Genomic DNA, 24,534 nt, shown 5'->3' on the forward strand with positions numbered 1-24,534 from the left:
CCGGCATCCGAGGCAGTGCGGTGCCGCCGGTCACGGCGCAAGGATGAGGCATGGTGACGTTCGACGATGTCGTCCCGGACGCGGTCGCGCTCGCGCGCCGCTGGCTCGCCGCGACCGCTCACGACGAGACCCGCGCCGAACGCCGCTCGACCCGCCGCCTCGCCCGCCTCGTCGCCGACCCCGACGGGCTCGAGCTCGCCCTGCGGTTCGTCGACCGCGTCGTGCGACCCCGCGACCCGCGCGTCGCCGCGCACGAGCTCGCCGCACTCGGCCGCGCAGGCCTGCACCCCGCTTTCCTCGGACCTGCCGACCGCGTGCTGCTCGGCGCAGGGTCGCGCCTCGCCCCGCTCGCCCCGCGCCTCGCCGTACCTGCCGCGCACGCGCGCATGCGGCAGATGATCGGGCACCTCGTCGCCGACGCGACGCACCTCGGGCCCCAGCTCTCGCGCCTACGGGGCGGCGGCTTCCACGTCAACGTCAACCTCCTCGGCGAGGCGGTTCTCGGGGAGGGTGAGGCTGCTGCGCGGGCTGCCCGGCTGCGCACGCTCGTCGCGCGGGAGGACGTCGACCACGTCTCCGTCAAGGTCTCCGCGCTCGTCCCGCAGATCGTCACGTGGGACCTCGACGGGTCGCGGCGCCGCGTGCTGCGGCGGCTGCGGCCGCTCGCGCGCGCCGCGTGCGCGCACGGCACGCACCTCGCGCTCGACATGGAGGAGTACCGCGACCTTGCGCTCACCCTCGCCGTCGTCGCCGAGCTCGCCGACGATCCCGGGCTGCGCGACCTGCGCCTCGGCGTCGCCCTCCAGGCCTACCTGCCGGAGTCGCGCGCCGCGCTCGAGGAGGTCATCCATCTCTCCAGGAGGCGTGAGGCCGCGGGCGGGCGGCCGCTGCGCGTGCGGCTCGTCAAGGGCGCGAACCTCGCGATGGAACGCGTTGACGCTGAGCTCCACGGCTGGGAGCAGACGGTCTATGGGACGAAGGGCGAGGTCGACGCGTCGTACCTTGACCTGCTCGACCTCGCGCTCACGCCTGGGCTTGGCCTGCGCGTCGGGGTCGCGAGCCACAACCTCCTTCATGTCGCGGCCGCGCACCTTCTCGCGGTCGCGCGCGGCGAGGCCGAGCGGATGGAGGTCGAGATGCTCCACGGCATGGCGCCCGCGCAGGCGCGGGCCGTGCGCGCGACGACCGGCCGGGTGCTCCTCTACGTGCCGGCCGTCGACCCTGCGGATCTCGACGTTGCCGTCGGCTACCTCGTGCGGCGGCTCGAGGAGAACGCGGCGCCGCAGAACTTCCTCCACGCGATGTCTGCAGGGCGGGACGCGCTCGACGACCAGGAGTCGGCGTTCCGCGCAGCGGTGGCAGCGGCCGGGACGGTCGACCGCACACCCCGCCGATCCGATGCCCCACAGGCGCCGGTCCCGCCGATCCCTCCGATCGATGGTCTGCCTACCCGCAGCTCTGTGCCGTACCCGCACGTTGAGACTCGCGGGTACGGCACAGAGTTGCGGGTAGCCGGAGGGGCGGAGGGGGTAGCCGGAGGGGCGGGGCGGGTTGCCGGAGGGGCGGCGGGGGTTGCCGGGAGTGTGGGGCGGGACGGTGGGGGAGAGTTCTGGAATGTGCCGGACCTTGATCCGGCACGGGCGTCCGTGCGGGCGCGCGCCGACGCGATGAGAGCCGGTGCCGCACCACCCGCTGAGCCCGCGCCGCTCGTCCCCGTGCGCTCCCAGGCCGATGTCGACGCAGTCGTCGAGCGGGCGCGGTCCGTCGGCATGACGTGGATGGCCGTTCCACCTGCGGCTCGAGGGGCGGCCCTGCGCCGCGCGGCCGAGCTCCTCGAGGAACGTCGCGACGCGATCGCGCAGGCTGCCGTCGCCGAGGCTGGCAAGACCGTCGCCGAGGTTGATCCCGAGATCTCCGAGGCCATCGACCTCGCCCGTTGGTACGCGGGCTCGGCCGAGCGGCTCGACCCTGACCACAGGGACGCCGACGCCGACGCCGTCCACAAGCCGTCGGGCGTCACGCTCGTCACCCCACCGTGGAACTTCCCCATCGCCATCCCGCTCGGCTCCGCACTCGCGTCGCTTGCCGCGGGCTCGCCGGTGCTCCTCAAGCCGTCGCACCTCACGCCGCTGTGTGCGGCGATGGCCGCAGGTGCGGTGCGCGACGCGCTCGCGCAGAGAGGGCACGCGCCCGACGTCCTCCAGGTGATCGACGTCGACGGGACCGGCGAGGCCGACGTCGGCAGCGACCTTGTGCGCCACCCCCACGTCACCCGCGTCCTGCTCACCGGATCGCTCGCCACGGCCCAGCTCTTCGCACGCATGCGCCCCGACCTGGACGTCTTCGCGGAGACGTCGGGCAAGAACGCCATGATCATCACGCCGTCCGCCGACGTCGACCTCGCCGTCGCCGACACCGTGCGCTCCGCCTTCGGCCACGCCGGCCAGAAGTGCTCGGCCGCGTCTCTGCTCGTGCTCGTCGGCTCCGCCGGCACCGACGACCGTCTGCGCCGCCAGCTCGCCGACGCCGTCACCTCCCTCGCCGTCGGGCCCGCGACCGACGCGGGGACCGTCATGGGACCCCTCACACCCACTGCCCAGGGGGACCTCCTGCGCGCACTCACCACGCTTGACGCTGGCGAACGCTGGCTCGTCGAGCCACGCCGCCTCGACGACGTCGGCCGGCTGTGGACGCCCGGGGTCCGCTCGGGTGTCGTACCAGGCTCGTGGTTCCACCGCACAGAAGTCTTTGGGCCCGTCCTCGGCGTCATCCGTGTCCCGACGCTCGACGACGCGATCGACGTCGTCAACAGCGTCGACCTCGGCCTCACCTCAGGTGTGCACTCGCTCGACGACGACGAGATCGACCGCTGGACGGAGCGCGTCCAGGCCGGCAACCTCTACGTCAACCGGCACACGACCGGTGCGATCGTGCGCCGGCAGCCGTTCGGCGGCTGGAAGGCGAGCGTCGTCGGCCCGGGCGCCAAGGCCGGCGGCCCGCACTACGTCGCCCAGCTCGGTACGTGGGCCGACGCTCCCGACCTCCCCGACCGCGCCGGCGCGCCCGGCGCGTGGCTCGCCCGCGCGGGCGAGTCCGACGCCCGCTGGTGGCGCGAACGCTTCGGGCGCGAGCACGACCCGAGCCGGCTCGTCGTCGAGTCGAACGTCCTGCGCTACCGACCTGTGCCGCGGGCGACCGTGCGTGTCGGGCACGGTGCGCTCGCGGTCGAGGTGACGCGCGTGCTCGCCGCCGCCGCGACGTGCGGGGTGCCCGTCGACGTGTCCGTCGACCACGACGTCACGGCGGTCGGTGCCGCCGACGGGGGCGCCGCGCGCAACGTTGCCGTCGGCGTCACCCTGCCAGGTGATGCGCGCGTCGAGGACGCCGCGTCCTTCGCGTCGCGCGTTGCGGCGGGTGACGTCGTCGGGCGGATCCGCGTCGTCGGGAGCAGCCCCGGCCTCCGCAAGGCTGCTGCCGGCCGGACCGGGTTCGTCACCGTGCTCGACGCCCCCGTCGTCGCGTCGGGCGCACGCGAGCTGCTCGCGTTCCTCCTCGAGCAGGCCGTGAGCCGCACGCGCCACCGTTACGGGCACGTCGAGGGGCGGTGAACCCACGAGCCTGGTGACCTGCGGCCGGTCTCGCGAGCAGGCGCGACCTCAGCGGGCGGCGCGGCGCCGGCGCTGAACCGCCCACACGATCGCGCCCGCGACCGCCGCGAGCGCGACGCCCGCCGCGATGCCGCGGCGCGGCGTGAGGAAGGCCTCGAGGGCGACGGGCCGCGTGAACGTCAGCACGTCCCAGCCTTCGTCGGCGGCGAGACGGCGCAGGGCGCGGTCCGGGTTGACGACGAATCCGTGGCCGACGGCGCCGAGCATGGGTGCGTCGGTGATCGAGTCGGAGTACGCGTAGGACTCCTCGAGGTCGTAGCCGTACCGCTCAGCGAGGTCGCGCACCGCGACCGCCTTGTTCTCCCCGTACGCATAGAAGTCGATGCCGCCTGTGTAGCGGCCGTCCGCGATCTCCATGCGCGTCGCGACGACGCGATCGGCGCCGAGCGCCGCGGCGATCGGTTCGACGACCTCGGTGCCGGAGGCCGAGACGATGACGACGTCACGCCTGGCGGCGCGGTGCATCGCCATGAGCTCGACGGCCTCGGCGTACACGTAGGGGTCGATGAGGTCGTGGAGCGTCTCGCTGACGATCTCGCTCACCTGCGCGACGTCCCAGCCCTCGACGAGTGCGGAGAGGGTGCGGCGCATGCGTTCGGTCTGCTCGGCGTCGGCGCCACCTGCCATGTAGAGGAGGTGTGCGTACGCCGAGCGGAGCATCGCACGGCGTGAGAGAAGGCCTCCTGCGGCGAAGGGGCGCGAGAACGCGGACACGCTCGACGTCGCGATGACGGTCTTGTCGAGGTCGAAGAACGCGGCGGTCGGCCGGGGCCGTGACGCCGCAGGCTGCTGAGCGGTCACGTGCCCGAGCCTAGCGGCCCGGGCTGTCCACAGCCTGGGGTTGCGGCGTGAGAGTCCCCAGATCGACGGGGGACGGTCGCCCGCGTCGGACGGGTGGGGCAGCCTCGGCATGACGAGCCTGCCCGACGAGACCCTGAGGTGACCTATGGCGCTGTGGACCGTGCCGCCGACGTCCCAGCCGACCGTCGCACCGCCGACAGCCGAGCCCTACGCGTCCGAGGCTCGGGCTCAGCTCGACATCCCTGACGCCTGGCGGACGGGCCCCGTTGCCGACGCCGCGCCGAGCGGGGGCCGCCGCGCGCCTGTGCTCGGTGTGAGCGCCGCACGCGGCGGATCAGGTGCGAGCACGCTCGCGGCGGCGTGCGCCGGTGCGTTGGCGCGCCGCGAGGGTGGGTGCGTCCTCGTCGACCTCGACGAGGACGGGGGTGGGATCGACGTGCTGTGCGGGGTTGAGGACCAGCCGGGACTGCGGTGGGCTGATCTGCGCGACGCGACGGGCGACATCCCGGCCGCCGAGCTACGCGCGCTCCTGCCGCGGTGGGGCGAGGTCCACGTGCTCAGCCACGACAGGGCTCGGCCCGGGGAGGTCGTGCCCGCTGCGCTTCACGATGTGCTCGCGGCTCTCGGTGCGGCAGTCCCACTCGTGCTCGACCTCCCGAGGCAGCTAAGAGCGCGGCCGCCGATCCCCGTGGACCTCCACGTCCTCGTCGTACCCCGGGACCTCCACGGCGTCGCTGCCGCGCAGCGGGGCCTCGCCGACCTCCACCCTGCAGCGCCCGTGCGTCTCGTCACTGCGGGTCGCGCGCCCGGCGGCCTCACCGAGGGTGTCATCGCCGACGCTGTGGGGGCGGACGTCGTTGCGCGCCTCCGTGTGGACCGCACGCTGCCCCGGGCCATCGAGCGTGGTGTCGGCCCGAGCGGGCCGCACCTCACGCGCCCCGCGCTCGCGGTCCTGCGGGCGCTCGACCGCGCGACGGGTCGCCCCGCAGCGAGCACAGGCCGGTGGGGTGCGCGGTGACGGTGTGCGATGAGGCGCTGCTGGCCGACGTCCGCGCCCGACTGGCGGCCGCGCCGGGCGCTGCCGCGGACCTCACCGGCGTCGTCCGGGACGCGGTGCGTCGACGCGGCTCCGTGCTCGGCTCGCACGCGCTCGAGCGGCTCGTGCGCGACGTGCGTGACGCGACGCTCGGTGCGGGCCCACTGCAGCACCTGCTCGACGCGCCCGATGTCACGGACGTGCTTGTCAACGGTCCGCACGACGTGTGGGTGGACCGTGGCAGAGGCCTTGCGCGTGCTGACATCGACCTTGTCTCGCACGCGGCGGTGCGTGCGCTCGCGGTGCAGCTTGCGGCCGCGGGAGGCCAGCGGCTCGACGATGCGAGCCCCGTCGTCGACGCCCGCCTTCCCGATGGGACGCGCCTGCACGCTGTCGTCGCGCCTGTCTGTCCGCGCGGGGCGCTGCTGTCGCTGCGAGTCCTGCGGCCCGGTGGCCTCGATCTGGCGGAGCTCGCGCGGCGGGGCGTCGTGCCGCCCACTGCCATGGATCTTGTGCCTGCCCTCGTCACGGCACGGCTCAACGTGCTCGTCACGGGTGCGACCGGAACCGGCAAGACGACTCTTCTCGCGGCGCTCCTGGCCCACGTGCCCGCCGACGAGCGCGTCGTCATCGTCGAGGAGGCGCGCGAGCTCATGCCGACGCACCCGCACGCGGTCCACCTGCTCGCGCGGCGGGCGAACGTCGAGGGCAGCGGTGAGGTGAGCCTCGCTGAGCTCGTGCGGGCCGCGCTGCGCATGCGCCCCGACCGCATCGTCCTCGGTGAGTGCCGAGGGGCTGAGGTGCGTGAGCTCCTCACCGCGTTCAACACGGGGCACGACGGCGGGTGGGCGACGTTGCACGCCAACTCTGCGTCCGACGTTCCCGCGCGCCTTGCCGCGCTCGGGGCGCTTGCGGGGCTGAGCCCCGTGGCGGTCGCAGCGCAGGCAGCCGCGGCACTCGACGTCGTGGTTCACCTGCGCCGGCGCGGCGGCACTCGCTACATCGCAGAGCTCGGTGTCGTCGACAGAGAGGGGGACCGGATCGTCGTGCGCGATGCGCTCACATGGGACGGCGTGGGCGCCCCGGTGGGTGGGCCTGCGTGGGCCGAGCTCACGGCGCGGGTCGGTCGACCGTGAGTGGATGGCTGCCCGTCGTTGCCGGGGTGGCGGTCGCTGGCGCGGGGCTCCTCACTCAGGGTGGCGCCCCGCGACGGGGCGCGCGCGAGCGGGCCGCACCGGCCAGCGTGGCGCCCGACGACCCGGCGCACGAGTCTGCCGAGCTCGTCCTCGCCGGTGTGGCTGCTGCGCTGCGCGCGGGAGCGCCGCCCGCAGCCGCGTGGGTGAACGCCGGGATCATGGCGTCCCCCGACGGGATCCCTGTCCTCGAGTCGTTGCGGCTGCGCCTCGACTCTGCCGGTTCGGGCGCGGCGGTGGCTGTTCTCGCCGCGTGCCGGGTCGCGGTCCAGCTGGGGGCGCCGCTTGCGGACGCGCTCGAGCACGTAGGCCGCGAGGCGGTCGCTGCCGAGGCTCGCGCCGCGCGTCGCCACACCGTGCTCGCTGGTCCACGCGCGACCGCGCGCCTGCTCGCGTGGCTGCCGATCGTGGGCGTCGTGCTCGCCGCCGCACTTGGCTCAGACCCGGTGACGACGGTCCTCGCGGGTGGTCCGGGTGCCCTCTCGGTGATCCTCGGCACGGGAGCGCTCGTCGCTGGTCGTCGCTGGATCGCGGCGCTCGTGCGCCGGGCGGAGCGGGCGTGAGCGCGGCTGCGACCGCGGTGCTCGTCACGTGCGGGGCTGCAGCACTGCTCGCGCCGTGGGGGCGGCCACCCTCGCGCGGCATCCTCGTCCCGGCATGCGGGGCTCAGGGCCCGGCCGAGGTGAGCGCGCGTCCGGGGGGTGCGCGCGCGGGCGTGCGCTGGCCGTGGGTTGAGCGCGCCGGCCCCGCGGACGACGATCCTGACGCGGGCGTCGTCCTCGAGCTCCTTGCGCTAGCCGTACGCACTGCTGCTCTCCCGGACGCGCTGCGTGCGGTGGGTGACGCGGTGGGTGGGCCAACGGGACGCGGACTCGCGCTCGCGGGAGCGGCCCTCCGCCTCGGAGCGCCCTGGGACGAGGCGTGGCGGGGGTGCGGCGGTGGTGCCGTGCCCGCGCAGGGACGTCGTCGTCCTGACGGAGGTCAGGCACCGACCCTTGCGCTCGTCGAGACCTGCTTGCGGGCCGCCTGGGAGCAGGGTGCGGCTCCCGCGCCTGCGTTGCGTGCCGCGCGTGACCGGCACGAGCGTGAGGCCGACGTGCGCGCTGCCGACGCCGCCGAGGTGCTGGGTGTGCGTGTCGTCGTCCCGCTCGGCCTGTGCCTGCTGCCCGCGTTCGTGCTGCTGGGGCTCGTGCCGGCGGTCATTGCTCTTGTCGGTGGACTCGTCTGAGCCCGACTCGTCTGAGCCCGACTTGTCTGAGCCCGTCTGGTCTGCGTGAGCCAGGCCGGATGGCGTGGCGGGCTGCGTGGGGTGCGGGTCGCCCACAGGTGGCGACAGGCAAGCCTCGTCCACGGTTCTTGCCGAGCTGCTCGCGCCCCGTCCCGGACCCACCCACCCTGGTGGTCCGCAGGCCGTCCGGCCCGCGGACCAGCGGCCCCGGCCGCCGACCCCAGGAGGACGCATGAGTGCCCTGACCCTTGTCCCCGACGTGCCTGCCGAGCCCGGTGCTTCCGGCTCCGAGCTCTGCGCCACCGACGCGCCGACGCCCCCGCGAGGCTGGCTCGCGCGGTCCAGCGCAGTCCTGCGCGCGCACCGTGATCGCGGTGCCGCGACCGCCGAGTACGCGGTGACGATCATTGCCGCCGTCGGTCTGGCGGGCCTGCTCGTGACGATCCTTGCGAGCAGCGACGTGCGCGCGCTGCTCCTCAAGATCGTCAAGGGAGCGCTGACGATCTGATGCGTGAGCACGTGCGACCGCGGCCCTGGCGGGAGGACCGTGGGTCGGTCACCGCCGAGGTCGCGGTCGTGCTGCCCGTCATCGTCCTCGCCCTGGTGGCGGTGCTCACGGTCGCCGCCGTGGGCGTCGTGCACCTGAGCGTGATCGACGGAGCGCGCGCGGGAGCGCGTGCAGCGGCCCTCGGCGTTCCGGAGGACGAGGTGGTCGCTGCGGCGCGGACGGTCGCGGGCGGCTCGGCAGCGGTCGACGTGGCCGTCGCTGAGGGGTGGGCGAGGGTCACGGTGCGCCGTGGCCTGCCCGCACGTGCGGGCCTGCTCGGTGCCCTCGGCATCACAGCGACCGCGGTCGCGGCGATCGAATGAGAGGCCGTCCGGGCTCCCGCCTGAGCCCCGTCGACGATGCGGGCCATGCGTCCGTCCTCGTGGTGGCGATCCTCGCGGTCGCCGTCACGCTTGCTGCGACCCTTGCTCTCGTCGCGTCCGCCCGAGCCCTCGGGGCCTCTGCGACGTCGTCCGCCGACCTGGCCGCGCTTGCCGGTGCCCAGGCCGCGGCAAGCCCGTGGCGAGGGAGCGAGCCGTGTGAGGCCGCGGGCGCGGCCGCGCACCGGAACCGTGCGGTCCTCGTCTCGTGCACGACCGACGCCCTCGGCATCGTCGAGGTCACCGTGCGCGCACCGGCGCGCGGCGGGCTCGCGCGCATCATTCGTGACCGCAGCGCAAGCGCGCGTGCGGGCCCGGAGTGGGTGCGCGAGCCCGCGGCGGGCCGCGGGCCGAGCTGAGGGGAGAACGTGTCAGCGCATGACGTGCCCGCCGGGCGCGCACGCGAGCACGGCGTCGAGCAGCCGCACGGCGGCGTCCTTCTCGAGGGGGTTGTTCTGCGAACCGCACTTGGGCGACTGCACGCACGCGGGGCAGCCTGTCGTGCACGGGCACTCCGCGATCGACTCGCGCGTCGCGCGCAGCCACGTCGCGCCGAGCTCGAAGCCGCGCTCGGCAAACCCGGCTCCGCCTGGGTAGGCGTCGTAGACGAAGACGGTTGCCTCGCCCGTGTCGACGTGCATCGCGGTCGAGACTCCGCCCAGGTCCCAGCGGTCGCACGTCGCGAGGAGGGGCAGCAGCCCGATCGATGCGTGCTCGGCCGCGTGCAACGCGCCGGGGGCGAGCTCGGCCGTGACGCCAGCGGCCTCGAGGACGTCGGCGGGCGCTGTCCACCACACCGCGGTCGTCGGCAGGGTGCGTGCGGGCAGGTCGAGGTCGTGGTTGGAGACGATCTCGAGGCCGGGCAGGCGTCGCTTCGTGTACGAGACGACCTGAGTGGTGACGTCGACGTCGCCGAGGCCCCAGCGCACCGAACGCCCACCAGCGGTCCACGTGCGCTCGCGGGCGCCCTCGTGCACGGCGATCGTCGTGATGTCGTGCGACCACGTGCCGTAGTCGACGTCCTTGCGGGACACGAGTGCGACCCTGTCCTCAAGATCGAGCTCCCGCACGACGTACGACGTGCCTTGGTGCACGTAGACGGCGCCCGTGTGCACGGAGCCGTCCGCCCCTGCTGCGTCGACCGTGCCGAGCATGCGACCCGTGCTGCCCTCGACGACGCGTACGGGCTCACCGCCCGTGCCTCGCAGGTCCGTGAGGCCCGCGGCTGCTGTGGGGTGGGTCCAGAACCAGCCCGACGGCCGCCTGCGCAGGGCGCCGCGACGCTCGAGGACGTCAAGCACGTCGCTCGCGTGCGGGCCGAACATCGGCAGGTCGGCCTCGCGCAGCGGCAGCTCGGCCGCGGCTGCGCACAGGTGCGGGGCGAGCACGTGCGGGTTGCCGGGGTCGAAGACCGTCGCCTCGAGCGGGGCATCGAAGATCGCCTCGGGGTGGTGGACGAGGTAGGTGTCGAGCGGGTCCTCGCGTGCGATGAACGCCACGAGGCCGTCGGCGCCCGCACGGCCCGCGCGACCAGCCTGCTGCCAGATCGACATGCGCGTCCCGGGCCACCCGACGACGAGCACGGCGTCGAGCCCCGAGATGTCGACGCCCAGCTCGAGCGCGTTGGTCGTCGCGAGCGCCCGCAGCTGACCCGAGCGGATCGCAGCCTCGAGCTCGCGACGTTCCTCCGGCAGGTAGCCGCCGCGGTACGCGGCCACCGCGCCGCCCAGGCGTGGCGAGACGGCGCTCAGCGCGCGCTGAGCGCTCAGGGCGACGGACTCGGCGCCCCTGCGCGACCGGCAGAACGCGAGCGTGCGCGCTCCCGCGGACGTGAGGTCGGCCAGCAGGTCGGCGGCCTCTGCGGTCGCCGACCGGCGGGGACGTGCCTCGGCCTCCGCGGGCGAGTCGACCCACCACTCGTCGGGTTCGTTGCCGGGGGTGATCGCGGTGAAGCCGGCGTCGACGCCCGCGTCGGTCCCGGGAACCTCGGGCGGCTCCCACAGCACGAACGTGCGCCGGCCCGTCGGGGCCGTGTCGGCGGTCACGGCAACCACGTCGCCCTGATCGACGCCCACGAGCCGCGCGGTCGTCCGCGCAGGCTCCGCGCTGGTCGCCGAGGCGACGACGAACGTCGGACCCTCGGGCTTGCCCGAGTAGTGCGCGCACAGGCGCCGCAGGCGCCGGATGACGAGTGCAACGTGAGCGCCGAGCACGCCCCGGAACGCGTGCCCCTCATCGATGACGACGTACCGTACCGACCGCAGCAGTCGTGCCCAGCGGGCATGCTGCGGCAGGAGCGCGAAGTGGAGGAAGTCGGGGTTCGTGAGGACGACGTCCGCGTGGTCGCGCACCCAGCGGCGCTCCTCGTAGGGCGTGTCACCGTCGCACGTCGCGACCTTGAGATCCGGTGTTCCCGCAGCCGCGAGCAGTGCCTCGAGCCCGACAAGCTGGTCGGCTGCGAGCGCCTTCGTCGGGCACAGGTAGAGCACCGCGCCGCGGGTGCGCACGGACTCGATGCGGCCCGGGTCGAAGGTTCCGCGTGCGTGATCGAGGCGGACGGAGGTGAGGGCGGGAAGCCAGAAGGCGAGGGACTTGCCCGAGCCCGTCGAGGTGCCGATGACCGTGTGCTGCCCCGCCCACGCCGCGTCCGCAGCCTCGACCTGATGGCGCCACGGGCTCTCGACACCGAGGGCTCGGTAGCCCGCGACGAGGTCGCGGTCCGCCCACCCGGGCCATGGCGCGTGGATGCCTGCCCGTGCCGGGACGTGCTCCACGTGCGTCGCGCGATCAGCGCGACGACCTCCCGCGAGGAGGACGTCGAGGAGCGAGGTGGGCACCAGCACATCCTCCCACTGCGCCTATGTCCCGAAGGGTGGGATGAATCGCCTCGAACCGTTGACACATGCGTGACCAAGGTCCTAGTTTCGATACTGCTTCCGGTGATCGTCTCGCGCGCCTCGCTCGGAAGAGAACGAACGACCTCAGGTCATGAGTGTCAGCACCAAGCCCCGGCTCGCTGACCAGCAACCCCCCGCGCGGGGGTGCTCCGGGTGAGGACCAGGCACCGTCCACAGGGGACGGGGCAACGAGCGCAGCCGCCTCGAGCGGCGCGGACAGGAGAGCACGATGCACCAGGCAGGATGGCAGCGACCCGTCGCAGCAACCCGTCAGGCCCGAATGTGCATGTGTTCGTCGATGTGTCAGCCCCGGTGCTGTCTGCGCTGACCAGCGCACCCACCGTCTGACCACCCTGGCAGCGGCCTCCCCGCCGCACGCCCATCGCCCGCAGCGAGCCTCGCGCCGCACGGGCTTCCCCGCACATGAGCGGGACTCTCGACATACCTCGCACGACCCCCTGCCGCCGAGCGCCACGACGCGCCGCCGGGTGGGTCGTTCCTGCCCGGAAGGCACCACCATGAGCACCTCGACGAACTCCACGAACCCCACCCGCCGCGCCAGCACCGAGCGCACGCGGATCCACCTCGCCCTCGACCTCACGGGGGCCGGCGCCCGCCGCTTCGCGAGCCACCTGCCCGTGCCGGCGCCCGTCGGGGCTTTCAATGCCGACCGTCTCGCCGACCTTGTCCGCACCGCCCAGCGAGGGACCCTCGACTTCGTCGCCGTGGGCGACGACTTCCGCCTCCAGCCCGAGACGATCGGCCTGCTCCGCGGCCGCCTCGACGCCGCGGTCATCACCTCGCGTCTCGGCCGGGTCACCGACCGCCTCGGGCTCGTCGCCACGATCTCGCCCGAGTCCAACGAGCCGGGGCACGTCGCCACCGCGCTGCAGACGATCTCGCGCAACTCCGGCGGCCGCGCCGGGTGGCAGGTCGACGGCTCGACGCCCGACCGGCTCGTCACCGCGGTGACCCGCCAGGTCTCGTCGATCGCCCCGACCGTCATCTCCGTGCGCAACCCCGCGCACCTTGAGCGCGCCGGCCGTCTCGCGGACGTCGTCCGCATCGGCGCGCACACGGTTGACGACGCGTTCGAGCAGCGCCGCGTCGTGCGCGACGCCGCGCTCGCGGCAGGCCGCGACGCGAACGACGTGCTCGTCCTCGTCGACCTCTTTGCCGTGACCGGACCGGACCGCGCGAGCGCGCAGGCGCGCCTGGAGCTGCTCGACGCCTTCGAAGGTGCCGAGGTCGTCGCCGCCCACTCCGACTCGATCATCCAAGTCGGCACGCCCTCCGACCTCGCCGACCTCGCCGAGGACTGGCACGCCGCCGGTGCCGTCGACGGCTTCGTCGTCGCCCCGTCCTCGCTCGTCGCTGACGTGACCGGCCTCGTCGACGGCGTCGTCCCCGTCCTGCGGTCCAAGGGCCTCTTCCGGGAGGACTACCCGGGAGCCACGCTGCGCGAGAGCCTCGGTCTCGCCAGCACGACGCGCACGTTCGCATCCACGGGTCGCTGACCGGCCGCTGACAGCTCTCACGCACGCGACGGTCGACCCTCAGGGGCCGACCGTCGCGTGCGCGTGGCAGTTCGTGGGCGAGAACCGCTCACGAGCTGCGATGTGGTGTCGATGAGACGCGCGACACGCTCGCGCTCGAGAGGCACCCCCATGACCCTGTCCAGGCTCACGATCTTCCAGAAGCTCGTCGCGCTCCTTGTTCTCACCTGCCTCGGACTCGTGGCGACCGCGGCGATCGCAGTGTGGCGGGGCGAGTCCCGCATCACGACGGAACGTCGGGCACTGACGAAGTCCGTGGTTGAGGTCGCGCTCGGCACCGTGACGCACTTCGGCGATCTCGCGGCGAGCGGTGCGATGTCGCTCGAGGAGGCGCAGCGTGAAGCAGCGGCCTCGCTCGAGGCCATGCGCTACCAGGGCACCGAGTACCTGTGGATCAACGACATGCACCCGACGATGATCATGCACCCCGTCAATGCGGCGCTCGTCGGCACGGATCTCACCGAGAACGTCGACCCCAACGGCAAGTTCCTCTTCGTCGAGTTCGTCAAGGTCGTCGAGCGTGACGGCGCTGGCTTCGTCGACTACCTGTGGCCCAAGCCGGGCGAGGACGACCCACAGCCGAAGATCTCCTACGTCGCGGGCTACGAGCCGTGGGGCTGGGTCATCGGCACGGGCATCTACGTCGACGACGTGCGCACGACCTCGATCGCTGACGCGAGCGGGCTGCTCGCTGCCGCGGCCGTCATCATCGTCCTCGTCGCGCTCGGAAGCCTCGTGGTGGCACGCAGCGTCGTGCGGCCGCTCGCCCAGGTGACGTCCGCGCTCGCCGACGGCGACGCGGGAGTGCGTCTCGACGAGGGTGCGGGTCGGACCGAGCTTGAGCGTCTCGCGGCCGCGCTCAATGGCGCGCTCGACCGCAGCGGTCAGATCGCACGTGGTGTCGAGGGAGCGTCCGGCGACCTGCGCGAGGCAGCTGATGGCCTTGTCGTCGCAGGCGACCGGCTTGGCCGAGCGGCTGAGGTGTCGGCGGGAGGTGCCGCTGATGCGCGCAGCGCCGCACGATCTGTCAGTGAGGGGATCGACACGGTCGCGTCGGGTGCGACGCAGATGGGCGCGTCGATCGCTGAGATCGCGCGCAATGCGACGGAGGTCTCACGCGTTGCCGAACAGGCCGTCGAGTCCGCAGACCGCTCGACGCGCACCGTGGCGACGCTCGGTGAGTCGTCGGCTGAGATCGGGTCGGTCGTCAAGCTCATCACATCGATCGCTGAGCAGACGAACCTCCTCGCGCTCAACGCGACGATCGAGGCCGCGCGCGCTGGTGATGCGGGCAAGGGGTTCGCGGTCGTCGCGAACGAAGTCAAGGAGCTCGCCCAGGAGACTGCGCGGGCGACCGGCGACATTGCGGCGCGCATCGAGGGCATCCAGTCGGCTGCGGCTGCGGCGGCCTCCGAGATCGGTGAGATCGCCGAGGTCGTCGGGCGGATTCACGACTACCAGGCGACGATCGCGGGTGCGGTCGAGGAGCAGACCGCGACGACGGCGTCGATGGCCGCAGCGGTGACCGAGGTTGCGGCGAGCTCGCACGCGGTTGCGGAGAAGCTCGGTGAGGTCGAAGTGGCGACGGCACGGACGACGCACGAGGTCGACACGATCCGCGCGGCCGCTCAAAGCTTGGCCGCGACGTCGCACGATCTGTTGGAGACGGTTCGCGCACAGGGGTGACGCGCGAGGGTGTGGGGTCGATCACCGACCCCCGCCCTCGCGGGCGGTCGCGTGCTAGCGTCGTCCACGGTGCCGACGGCACCCCGGACGGACCCCGCCGACGCCTCCAGGCCGCGGACGAGTCCTCCGCCCGCGTGCATCACCTGCTCCCGTAGCAAGGCGGCACCGCCTGCACGAGAGGCACCACGTCTGCATGTCTTCCTCATCCTCGGTCCCGACAGCTGCGCCTCGCCGGCGCTCCACGGAGACCGCGCACGCGACTCGTTCCGTGCCTGACAGCGACTTTGCGTCGTCCCTCGTGCGTGCGACCGGCTGGGGCTTCTACCCGGTCGCTGCGATCGCGCGGCTCCCGTTCGCGATGGTCGTCGTCGGCGTCCTCACGTACGTGACGACGGTGACGGGCTCGGTCGCGCTCGGTGGTCTGGCCTCCGGGGCGGTCGGCGTGGGCGTCGTACTCGCGGGGCCGCTCGTCGGCGGAATGGTCGACCGGTGGGGTCAGCGCCGCATCGTCCCGGTCGTGGGCGTGCTCAACGCGGTGGCGGTTGCGCTCGTCCCGCTCGTGGTGGGAGTGGATGCGACGCGTCCGCTGGTCGTCGTTGTCGCGTTCCTCGCGGGGGCGACGGTTCCGCAGGTCGCGCCGTTGTCGCGGACGCGGCTCGTGACGATCGTCGGGGCGCGCGTCGTCCCTGAGAAGCGGGTGGCGACGTTTGCGCGCGTCATGTCGTACGAGTCGGCGGTCGATGAGACTGCGTTCGTCATTGGTCCGGTGCTCGTGGGTGTGCTTGCTGCGGCGGTGGCGCCGTGGCTTCCGTTGGCCGTCGCGGCGGCGCTGAGCATCACGGCGGTGCTCGCGTTCGCGCTGCACCCGACGGCATCGGTGCGGGCGGCGGGGCACGCCTCTGCGGAGCGTGCCGGGCTGCGCGAGGTCGTCCGGGCGCGCGTGCTCGTCGTCGTCGGTGGTGCGTTCGCGGTCGGCATGTTCTTTGGTGCGACGCTCACGTCGCTCACGGCGTTCATGGGTGAGCAGGGTCGTGGCGACGAGGCTGGGCTTGCGTACGGTGCGATGGGTGTGACGTCGGCGGTTCTGGCCCTCGGTGTGTCGGTTCTGCCGCGGGCGTTCGCGCCCCGGTGGCGCTGGGTCGTGTTCGGTTCGCTCATCGTGGCGTCGTCCGCGCTGTACCAGGCTCTGGCGCCCGACGCGTCGCCGTTCGGTGTTCTGCTGCTCATGGGGATCGGCGTGGGGCCTGTCCTCGTGACGGTGCTGTCGATGGCGTCGGCGCGAAGCCCGCAGGGGCGTGCGGCGATGACGATGACGTTGACGACGGCGGCGTTGAGCCTGGCGCAGGCGCTTGCGTCGGCGGTCACGGGGCAGCTTGCCGAGACGCAGGGTGCGCCCGCGTCGATGGTGCTTCCGGTGGGCGCGGCGGTCGTGCTCGTCGTGCTGGGGCTGGCTAACGCGGCGCTCGAGCGCCGCGAGCGCACAACCGATCCGCGTACCCGCGAGTTTGTGCCCCACGCGCAGGTTGAGACTCGCGGGTAGAGCACAGACTCGCGGGTGGACTGACGCGGCATCCGGGAGAACGGATCCCGGCGCAGGGCCATAGGATCGGGACGTGGCTGCGCGGCGCCCGCGCTCGTGGCCTCACAGAACTCACCCTGACACCCGGTCACGGCCGGGGAGAGGCGTCAACGATGTCCCCTGCGTTCGAGAACCTCAGCCCTGACGAGCTCACCGCCGAGCACGCCCGCCTGCAGCAGGCCTACGCGGACCTGCAGGCCACGGGCCTCACCCTCGACCTCACGCGGGGCAAACCCGCCCCGGAGCAGCTCGACCTCTCGAACGCGCTCCTGTCGCTCCCGGGCGACGGCGACTACCGCGACGGCTCAGGGACCGACGTCCGCAACTACGGCGGCCTCCAGGGCCTTCCCGAGCTGCGCGCGATCTTCGCAGAGCTCCTCAACATCGACCCGACTCTCCTGTGGGCGGCGGGCAACGCGAGCCTCGAGATCATGCACGACCTCGTCGCGTTCGCGCTCCTGCACGGGACGAACGACTCCGAGCGCCCGTGGCGCGACGAGCCCGTCGTGAAGTTCCTCTGCCCCGTGCCCGGCTACGACCGCCACTTTGCGATCGCGGCGGCCTACGGCATCGAGATGATCCCGGTGACGCTCCACGCCGACGGACCTGACCTCGACGAGGTGCGCGCAGCCGTCGCCGACCCCGCCGTCAAGGGCATGTGGTGCGTCCCCGCCTACGCGAACCCGACGGGCGCGGTGTACTCGCTCGAGGTGACCCGCGCACTCCTGTCGATGGAGGCTGCGGCGCCCGACTTCCGCATCGTGTGGGACAACGCCTACGCCGTGCACCCGCTCGCCGAGACCTGCGCGCCGGCCCTGCCCATCCTCGAGCTCGCTGCCGAGGCGGGCCACCCCAACCGGGTGTGGACGGTCGCGTCGACCTCGAAGATCACGTTCGCCGGAGCAGGTGTCGCGTTCCTCGGCTCGTCGGCCGCGAACCTTGCCTGGTACGGCAACCTTTACGGCAAGCGGTCGATCGGCCCGGACAAGGTCAACCAGCTCCGTCACCTGCGGTTCTTCGGTGACGCTGCGGGCGTGCGCGCGCACATGGAGAAGCACCGGGCGATCCTCGCGCCCAAGTTCGACGCGGTTCTCGAGATCCTCGCCGAGCGTCTCGGCGGAACCGGCGCGGCGACGTGGACAACGCCCGAGGGGGGCTACTTCATCAGCCTTGACGTCGTCCCGGGCACGGCCCGCCGGGTCGTCGAGCTCGCCAAGGCCGCGGGCATCGCGCTCACGGCCGCGGGTGCCACGTTCCCGGGTGGGGTCGACCCGCGCGACGAGAACATCCGTCTCGCGCCCAGCTTCCCGTCCGCGGACGACGTGCGCACGAGCATGGACGGCGTCGCGACGTGCGTCCTGCTCGCGGCGGTCGAGGCGCGCCTCGCCGGCTGACAGCGGACCGACTGCACGACGAAGGGCCCGGCCGTGAGGCCGGGCCCTTCGTCGATCGTCGGTCCGGGAGCGCCCCCTGCGCGCCCCGGGGCCGACGATCAGTCGGTGACCCGCTCGGGGTCGACCGTCACCGTGGCGACCTTGCCTGTCGCCGACTCCTTTGTCCCGTCGGTGCCGGTGAGCGTCGCCGTCGCCCACACCTCGTAGGTGCCGGCGCCGACGTGCTCGCCGGTCGAGCAGGACCGCAGGTCCGTGTTCCACGCGAGGTCCGTGGAGGCGCCGCGGGCGAGGTCATACCCGCTCGTCGGGGTGACGTTCGAGGTGTCGGGGATCTGTCCGACGACGATCCCGCCGCGGGTGAGGACCCCGCCGACGACGCTCGGGAACGAGCCCGCGAGGCTCGTGCCGCCGATGTTCGTCACCGTCATCTCGCCGCCGTGCGCGTTGTCGAGCCCGACGGTCGCCTTCTCCGGCGTCCCCGAGACCTCGAGCATGTCGCCCTGGAATCCGGGCACACCGGCGCGGCAGGCCGGGAACGTGGCCGACGCATCCTTGCCCGGGAGCGCGGGGCCCCCGCCGATCGTGAGGTTCTGGCGCAGCGAGATGATCTCGGTCGCGGTCTCGGTGGTTCCGTCGAGCTGCGTGACCGGCACGATGACGAGCAGCGTGTAGGTGCCGTCGGGGAGCGGCGTGCCGTCGCAGTCCGTGGTCGGGACGTCGGCGGTGAGAGCGTCACGGACGGGGACCGCGAGGTCGGTCGTCGCGGGGATCGTGCCTGTTGCCCAGCCACCGGACCCCTGGCGGGTCCGTGTAGCCGCGAGGACAGTCTCGTCGCGCACGACGTACACCTCCGCGGCGTCGCCGAGGTACCAGGACGTCGACGTCTGTGCGTGGCGGATCTGCGCCTTGACTGCGCCTGTGGCCCCCGCCATGCCCGAGGGCAGGCGGGTGACTGTGCCGGCGAGCGTGAGGGTTGCGGCGGCACCGCCGGCCTCCGTCGAGGAGGTGATCTCGCTCGTCGGCTCACCGCACGTGAGCATCGTCGACGCCGGCAGGCCGATGCTCGCCCCGAGCGTCACGGGGACGGCCTCGCTGCCGATGATGGTCCGTGCGATACCGTCCGCGTTCGCTGCGCCCAGCTCGACGACCGTCCACGCGTCGTACTCGCCTGCGGGCAAGAGCCCCGAGCCGTCGCACGCGGTCGCGGTCGCGTCGACGCGGAGCCCGTCGACGATCTTGGCAGTGCCAGGGATGATGCCCGTGGCATCGTCCGGGCCAAACCACGCGAGGAGCTCGGTGCCCTCGGTCTTGTGGGCAGAGACGATCTTGCCGTCGCGGGCCAGGTAGACCCAGACGCCCATGACGGTGCGGGCCTGCATGCTGCCGTCGAGGAGAGCAGGGTCGAGGCGGAGCAGGTCGGGCATGACGGGCGCTGGCGTCACCGTCCTGTCGGGGCCGGTGGCCTCGAGGCGGTAGGTGTCCTGGCCGGAGTCGTCGATGCCGGGGCTGGACTCCGAGCCGCACGCGAACGCGTGGGTGCCCATCGTGAGGCTTGGTGCGGCGATCGAGACGGTCCAGGGACCGCCGACGACGAGCACCTGGCGCCCGGGGGTGCCTGACACGGTGGAGTCGAGCGTCGCCCACACCTCGTACGTGCCCGCGGGCAACGTTCCTGAGGCGTCGCACGGGACGGAGGTCGTCCGGCTGAACGCACTGCTTGCGTCGCCGCCGGCCGTGAGGGTGACCTCCGTGTAGGGCTCGGGCATCGGGCCGGGCGTCGCGATGATCGTGCCGTCCTTGACCACCGTGTAGCTCACATAGCCGGTCGAGCCGAGGGTGAGCTGTTTCTCGGCGGCGCCCTCATGGAGGACGGCGACGACGTCGGGCAGGTCAGCGAGGCTGGCGGCGGTGAGCGGCGGCTCGGCGGTCGCGAGCACGAGGTCGAGTCCCTCGACGTCGCCGGTGGGCGGTGTGAAGGCCGTGCCGCAGGCGCCCGGGGTGCTCGGAGCGGTTGCGGGTGGCGGCACCGTCTCGCCGCCGAGGTTCTGGGTGACGAGCACGCCGCCGACGGCGACGGCGGCGACCGAGGCCGCGGCCACGAGCGTGCGGGCAGCGGTGCGGCGGCGGCGCGCAGCGAGGCCGTGCGTGCGAGCGATCGCGGCCATGGACGTGAGGGAACGGGCGCGGGGTGCCTGGGCGGCATCGTCGGCAAGGTCGCGAAGGAGACCGGACAGGTCCTGGCCGTCGTGGGGGTCGTGGGACTCGGGGCGGGTCATCGTGCACCTCCGTGGGTGACGTCAAGATCGATGTGGTGGGCGTCCGCGAGCGGGCCCAGCTGGTGTTCGAGGCGCGCTACCGCGTCGGCGAGGTAGCGCTTGACCGAACCCTGCGCGAGCCCGAGCTCGGCTGCGATCTGTGGCACGGTCATGTCGTCGTAGAACCGCAGGACGACGCAGGTGCGCTCGCGGGGTGCGAGCGTCGACAGGGCGCGGAGCACGTCAAGGTGCGCGGGCACGTGCTCGGGCGTCGTCGAGCCGTCGTCCGGTTGGTGCGCGGGCGCGACCGTGAGGTGGCGGACCGCGGCCCAGCGTTTACGACGACGAAAACCGTCGACGAACGTGTTGCGGATCGTGCGGCGCACATAGGCCTCCGCGCTGCGGATGTCGTCATCCGTGCGCCTGCGGGAGTACGCGGCGACGAGGGAGTCCTGGACGAGGTCCTCTGCTTCGCCGAGATCGCCGGTGAGGAGGTAGGCCGCCGCGATCAGCGCGTCGCCGCGAGCCCGGACGAGCTCGTCCAGCGTCGTCGCCCAGTCGCTCATCGGCCTGCTCCTCGTTGTCGCCCTCGCGGGTGCGGGGCGCACACGGAGCGTGTGCGCGGTCCCAGCGACCATCGTGCCCTCCCGGTCCCGCCACCGTGCGGCGGCGCGGTCGGGGCGCCCCGTGCGGGCGCCTCTACCCGTATGACGAACGAGGGAGCAGGTTTCGTTGGGGTCCGACCTGCAGAAATAGGGAGACGCAGGTCACAGATAGGTTACGGGATCGCGGAAATGCTGGCTCTGGCTGTGTGTCCGCCGCCACATCTGTAGTCTTGCCAGAGCCCGGACGACGATGGGGTCGGCCGGGCGCACCTGTCTCTATCGGCAGGACGTCGAGGAGGACGCATGCAGCTCGGGACCACCAGCCTCGTCATTGTCTCGGTCATCACGGTCATCGGCGCACTATGCCTCATGGTCGCGGTCGGCCTGCGACGCCAGGTTCTCGCCGCAGGCGACGGAACCGCCTCGATGCAAGAGATCGCGCGAGCGATCCAAGAAGGCGCCTCCGCCTACCTCAGCCGCCAGTTCCGGACCCTCGCCCTGTTCGCTCTCATCGTCGTGGCACTCCTCGTGCTCCTTCCGGGGGACGCGGGCGTGCGCATCGGCCGTTCCGTCGCCTTCCTCTTCGGCGCCGGCTTCTCCGCAGCGATCGGCTACCTCGGCATGTGGCTCGCGGTGCGCGCCAACCTGCGCGTCGCCGCCGCCGCGCAGGTACCCGGACCGATCGAGGCCCGACGCGCCGAGGGCGCCAGGATCGCGTTCCGGACCGGCGGCGTCGTCGGCATGTGCGTCGTCGGGCTCGGGCTGATCGGCGCGGGCGTCGTCGTGCTCGTCTATCGTGCCGACGCACCTGCTGTCCTCGAGGGCTTCGGCTTCGGTGCCGCGCTCTTGGCGATGTTCATGCGCGTCGGCGGTGGCATCTTCACCAAGGCGGCCGACGTCGGCGCGGACCTCGTCGGCAAGGTCGAGCAGGGCATCCCCGAGGACGACCCGCGCAATGCTGCGACGATCGCTGACAACGTCGGCGACAACGTGGGTGACTGTGCAGGCATGGCCGCCGACCTCTTTGAGTCCTACGCCGTGACGCTCGTCGCCGCGCTCATCCTCGGCAAGGCCGTGCTCGGTGAGCAGGGTCTCGTGCTGCCGCTCCTCATCACCGCGATCGGCGCGGTCGTCGCGCTCATCGGCATCGTCATCACGCGCACGCGGGCGGGTGAGGACGGCCTGCGCGCCATCTACCGCGGGTTCTACGTGTCAGCGCTGCTCGGCGCCATCCTCGCGACGATCGCCGCGTTCATCTACCTGCCCGGAACGTTCGCCGAGATCGACGGAGTGGCAGCCGATCTCGTCGCGTCGACGGCCGACCCGCGCATCGTCGCGTCGGGCGCGGTGCTCATCGGCATCGTGCTCGCAGGGATCATCCTTGCGGTGACCGGCTACTTCACGGGAACGTCGTCCAAACCCACGCGGCACGTCGCGCGGACCTCGCGCACGGGCGCGGCCACGGTCGTGCTCTCCGGGATCGGCGTCGGCTTCGAGTCTGCGGTGTACACCGCGGGCATCATTGCGGCTGCCGTGTGCGCGGCGTTCCTGCTCGCGGGCGGCTCCCTGTGGCTCGCCCTGTTCCTCATCGCCCTCGCGGGCTGCGGACTGCTCACGACGGTCGGCGTCATCGTCGCCATGGACACGTTCGGGCCCGTCTCGGACAACGCGCAGGGCATCGCCGAGATGTCGGGCGACGTCGACGCGGACGGTGCCCAGATCCTCACGGAGCTCGACGCGGTCGGCAACACGACGAAGGCGATCACCAAGGGCATCGCGATCGCAACCGCGGTCCTGGCTGCCACAGCGCTTTTCGGCTCGTACGCCGATGCCGTGACGCAGGCGCTCGCGAAGATCACCGACCCCGCGACGTCCGGGATCGTCGCCTCGATGCTGACGTTCGAGATCATCTCGCCCGTCACGCTCGTCGGGGTCATCCTCGGCGGTGCAACCGTCTTCCTCTTCTCCGGGCTGGCGATCGACGCCGTGACGCGCGCCGCGGGCGCAATCGTCTTCGAGGTGCGCCGTCAGTTCCGCGACCACCCCGGCATCATGACGGGCGAGACGCGCCCCGAGTACGGCAAGGTCGTCGACATCTGCACGCGCGACTCGCTGCGCGAGCTCGCGACGCCCGGCCTGCTCGCCGCGTTTGCGCCGATCGCGGTCGGCTTCGGGCTCGGCGTCGGACCGCTCGCGGGCTTCCTTGCTGGTGCGATCGGTGCCGGCGTGCTCATGGCGGTCTTCCTTGCGAACGCTGGCGGGGCGTGGGACAACGCGAAGAAGATCGTCGAGGACGGGGCGTACGGCGGCAAGAACTCCGACGCGCACGCGGCCGTCGTCATCGGTGACACCGTCGGCGACCCGTTCAAGGACACCGCCGGACCAGCCATCAACCCGCTCATCAAGGTGATGAACCTCGTGGCGGTGCTCGTTGCCCCCGCGGTCGTCGCCATGAGTGTTCCCGCCGACGCCAATCACGTGCTGCGCATCGCGATCGCGAGCGCGGCCGCGGCGATCGCCTTCGGGGCCGTCATCCTCTCGCGGCTCCGTGCCGCGCAGGTGGACGAGGAAGAGGCGCTCGAGAAGGAGGTCGGGCTCGTCTGAGCTGGTCGGCCGGGCGCGTTGTCGTGGGCTGTGGATTCCTCGTCTCCGGTGGTGAGACGGGCGCAAGCAAGGGATGATCTCTCCGTGCTGCCGCGGTGACCGTGGTGGCCCCGACGTCGACAGGGGATCTCATGGCCGCGCGTTTCAACCCCGCACCCGGCTGGCCGCCAGCGCCCGAGGGCTGGACGCCGCCGCCCGGCTGGCAGCCGGACCCGGCCTGGCCTCCGATGCCGCAGGGATGGCCGTTGTGGGTCGACGACGCTGCTCCGGCCCCGGGCATCCCGTCGGCCCCGGGCACGCCCTCGGCCCCGGGCGCCTCGTCGACGCCGGCGCCCGCCCCGCCCACCGCACCGCCTGCACCATCCGCGCCGGCTCCTCCGGCCACGTCGTACTCGGCCGCCGGCAGCATGGCCGCCGCCCCCTTCGGCACGTCCCCGCACGGTGAGCCGACGCCCTCTGGGCAGCCCGGCCTCGTCGTGCCCGGCAGCTCGCGCTCGGGCCTCGGCACGTGGATCGCGTTCGTCGTGGCGCTGCTCCTCGCCGTCGGCGGCTACCTCGTCTGGCAAGGCCTGCGCGACGACGACGCCACCCCCGCCGCCGCACCAGCCGTGACCGAGACCCCGGTCGCGCCGTCGCCCACGGACGCACCCGTGCCGCCCGCGGAGCCCGCCGCGCCCGAGCCCACCGATGTCGTCACGGACGACTTCGGGCTTCCGTCCGACCTCGACGCGTGCCTCGAGATGTCCGAGCTGACGTCCGGGTGGTCCCTCGCTCTCTTCTCGCCGACCATCGGCGCGTTCATCCCCGCTGCCGACGCCGCAATCGCGTCGATGGAGAAGGCGGCACCTCCCGTCGGCCACGAGAGCGCGTGGGCGACGTACCTCGCGGGGACGAAGGCCATCACGGAGCACCTGCGGACCCTCGACCCGGAGGCGTCTCCCATCACCGAGATGACGACGCTCCTCACGGGGCCGGGCGGCGAGATCGTGCCGGGCTACACGAAGGCCGGCGAAGAGATCGCGAGCCTGCTCGAGACGCTCTGCTCCTAGGCGCACTGCTTCGTCTCGCGTCGCGGTCGCGGTGCGAGGCGCGGGATGATGGACGG

At 72.9% G+C, this 24,534-nt stretch carries 18 protein-coding genes and 1 riboswitch; of the genes, 14 read left to right on the forward strand and 4 right to left on the reverse strand.

The features are described from left to right. Positions 1-50 precede the first annotated feature (50 nt). Positions 51-3,608 (forward strand): proline dehydrogenase family protein, encoded by a 3,558-nt coding sequence (locus tag ACTVCO_RS04495; RefSeq protein ID WP_443727217.1) that lies wholly within the window; start codon positions 51-53, stop codon positions 3,606-3,608. 48 nt (positions 3,609-3,656) lie between these two features. Here ACTVCO_RS04495 and ACTVCO_RS04500 read toward each other — a convergent pair whose 3' ends face one another. Further along, entirely contained in the window at positions 3,657-4,469 is an 813-nt protein-coding gene (locus ACTVCO_RS04500; RefSeq protein ID WP_443727218.1) for an HAD family hydrolase, read from the reverse strand. 145 nt (positions 4,470-4,614) lie between these two features. Between ACTVCO_RS04500 and ssd the strand changes: the two genes are divergently transcribed. The 7 genes from ssd to ACTVCO_RS04535 all read left to right on the forward strand — a co-directional run bounded on the left by ssd (position 4,615) and on the right by ACTVCO_RS04535 (position 9,212). Further along, positions 4,615-5,487 carry a septum site-determining protein Ssd gene (ssd, locus tag ACTVCO_RS04505; RefSeq protein ID WP_443727219.1) on the forward strand — a complete coding sequence of 291 codons (873 nt, stop codon included), beginning with the start codon at positions 4,615-4,617 and terminating at the stop codon, positions 5,485-5,487. Continuing rightward, a complete protein-coding gene (locus ACTVCO_RS04510) occupies positions 5,484-6,641 on the forward strand; it encodes a TadA family conjugal transfer-associated ATPase (protein ID WP_443727220.1) in 1,158 nt (385 codons plus the stop codon). Before ssd ends, ACTVCO_RS04510 begins: the two co-directional genes overlap by 4 nt. Continuing rightward, positions 6,638-7,261: a hypothetical protein gene (locus tag ACTVCO_RS04515; protein WP_443727221.1), complete on the forward strand. Its 624-nt coding sequence runs from the start codon at positions 6,638-6,640 to the stop codon at positions 7,259-7,261. The genes ACTVCO_RS04510 and ACTVCO_RS04515 overlap by 4 nt, the downstream gene beginning before the upstream one ends. Next, a complete protein-coding gene (locus tag ACTVCO_RS04520; protein WP_443727223.1) occupies positions 7,258-7,926 on the forward strand; it encodes a type II secretion system F family protein in 669 nt (222 codons plus the stop codon). The genes ACTVCO_RS04515 and ACTVCO_RS04520 overlap by 4 nt, the downstream gene beginning before the upstream one ends. A 232-nt stretch (positions 7,927-8,158) precedes the next feature. Beyond that, entirely contained in the window at positions 8,159-8,434 is a 276-nt protein-coding gene (locus ACTVCO_RS04525) for a DUF4244 domain-containing protein (RefSeq protein ID WP_443727224.1), read from the forward strand. Next, positions 8,434-8,796 (forward strand): TadE family type IV pilus minor pilin, encoded by a 363-nt coding sequence (locus ACTVCO_RS04530; protein WP_443727225.1) that lies wholly within the window; start codon positions 8,434-8,436, stop codon positions 8,794-8,796. Before ACTVCO_RS04525 ends, ACTVCO_RS04530 begins: the two co-directional genes overlap by 1 nt. Next, entirely contained in the window at positions 8,793-9,212 is a 420-nt protein-coding gene (locus ACTVCO_RS04535; protein WP_443727226.1) for an Rv3654c family TadE-like protein, read from the forward strand. Before ACTVCO_RS04530 ends, ACTVCO_RS04535 begins: the two co-directional genes overlap by 4 nt. A 12-nt stretch (positions 9,213-9,224) precedes the next feature. On the opposite strand, the gene ACTVCO_RS04540 is transcribed toward ACTVCO_RS04535, so the two are convergent. Next, a complete protein-coding gene (locus tag ACTVCO_RS04540; protein ID WP_443727227.1) occupies positions 9,225-11,696 on the reverse strand; it encodes a DEAD/DEAH box helicase in 2,472 nt (823 codons plus the stop codon). A gap of 141 nt (positions 11,697-11,837) precedes the next feature. After that, positions 11,838-11,949, forward strand: a riboswitch (SAM riboswitch). Between the two features lie 319 nt (positions 11,950-12,268). Here ACTVCO_RS04540 and ACTVCO_RS04545 point away from each other — a divergent pair. The 4 genes from ACTVCO_RS04545 to ACTVCO_RS04560 all read left to right on the forward strand — a co-directional run bounded on the left by ACTVCO_RS04545 (position 12,269) and on the right by ACTVCO_RS04560 (position 17,965). After that, positions 12,269-13,267, forward strand: coding sequence for an LLM class flavin-dependent oxidoreductase (locus ACTVCO_RS04545; RefSeq protein WP_443727228.1), 999 nt, complete (start codon positions 12,269-12,271; stop codon positions 13,265-13,267). Between the two features lie 150 nt (positions 13,268-13,417). Next, entirely contained in the window at positions 13,418-14,992 is a 1,575-nt protein-coding gene (locus ACTVCO_RS04550) for a methyl-accepting chemotaxis protein (protein ID WP_443727229.1), read from the forward strand. 268 nt (positions 14,993-15,260) lie between these two features. Beyond that, positions 15,261-16,532: an MFS transporter gene (locus ACTVCO_RS04555; protein WP_443727230.1), complete on the forward strand. Its 1,272-nt coding sequence runs from the start codon at positions 15,261-15,263 to the stop codon at positions 16,530-16,532. A gap of 152 nt (positions 16,533-16,684) precedes the next feature. After that, positions 16,685-17,965 carry an aminotransferase class I/II-fold pyridoxal phosphate-dependent enzyme gene (locus ACTVCO_RS04560; protein ID WP_443727231.1) on the forward strand — a complete coding sequence of 427 codons (1,281 nt, stop codon included), beginning with the start codon at positions 16,685-16,687 and terminating at the stop codon, positions 17,963-17,965. 98 nt (positions 17,966-18,063) lie between these two features. Here ACTVCO_RS04560 and ACTVCO_RS04565 read toward each other — a convergent pair whose 3' ends face one another. Further along, positions 18,064-20,241 carry a hypothetical protein gene (locus ACTVCO_RS04565; protein WP_443727232.1) on the reverse strand — a complete coding sequence of 726 codons (2,178 nt, stop codon included), beginning with the start codon at positions 20,239-20,241 and terminating at the stop codon, positions 18,064-18,066. Beyond that, on the reverse strand, positions 20,238-20,786 hold the full coding sequence (locus ACTVCO_RS04570; RefSeq protein WP_443727233.1) for a SigE family RNA polymerase sigma factor: 549 nt from the start codon (positions 20,784-20,786) through the stop codon (positions 20,238-20,240). Before ACTVCO_RS04570 ends, ACTVCO_RS04565 begins: the two co-directional genes overlap by 4 nt. 342 nt (positions 20,787-21,128) lie before the next feature. On the opposite strand from ACTVCO_RS04570, the gene ACTVCO_RS04575 reads away from it, so the two are divergent. After that, a complete protein-coding gene (locus tag ACTVCO_RS04575) occupies positions 21,129-23,429 on the forward strand; it encodes a sodium-translocating pyrophosphatase (protein WP_443727234.1) in 2,301 nt (766 codons plus the stop codon). Between the two features lie 131 nt (positions 23,430-23,560). Further along, positions 23,561-24,478, forward strand: coding sequence for a hypothetical protein (locus ACTVCO_RS04580; RefSeq protein ID WP_443727235.1), 918 nt, complete (start codon positions 23,561-23,563; stop codon positions 24,476-24,478). The last annotated feature ends 56 nt before the right edge of the window (positions 24,479-24,534 follow it).

Origin of the sequence: Sanguibacter sp. A247 (assembly GCF_052324925.1) — a bacterium.
In the GTDB taxonomy this organism is placed as follows: Bacteria; Actinomycetota; Actinomycetes; order Actinomycetales; family Cellulomonadaceae; genus Flavimobilis.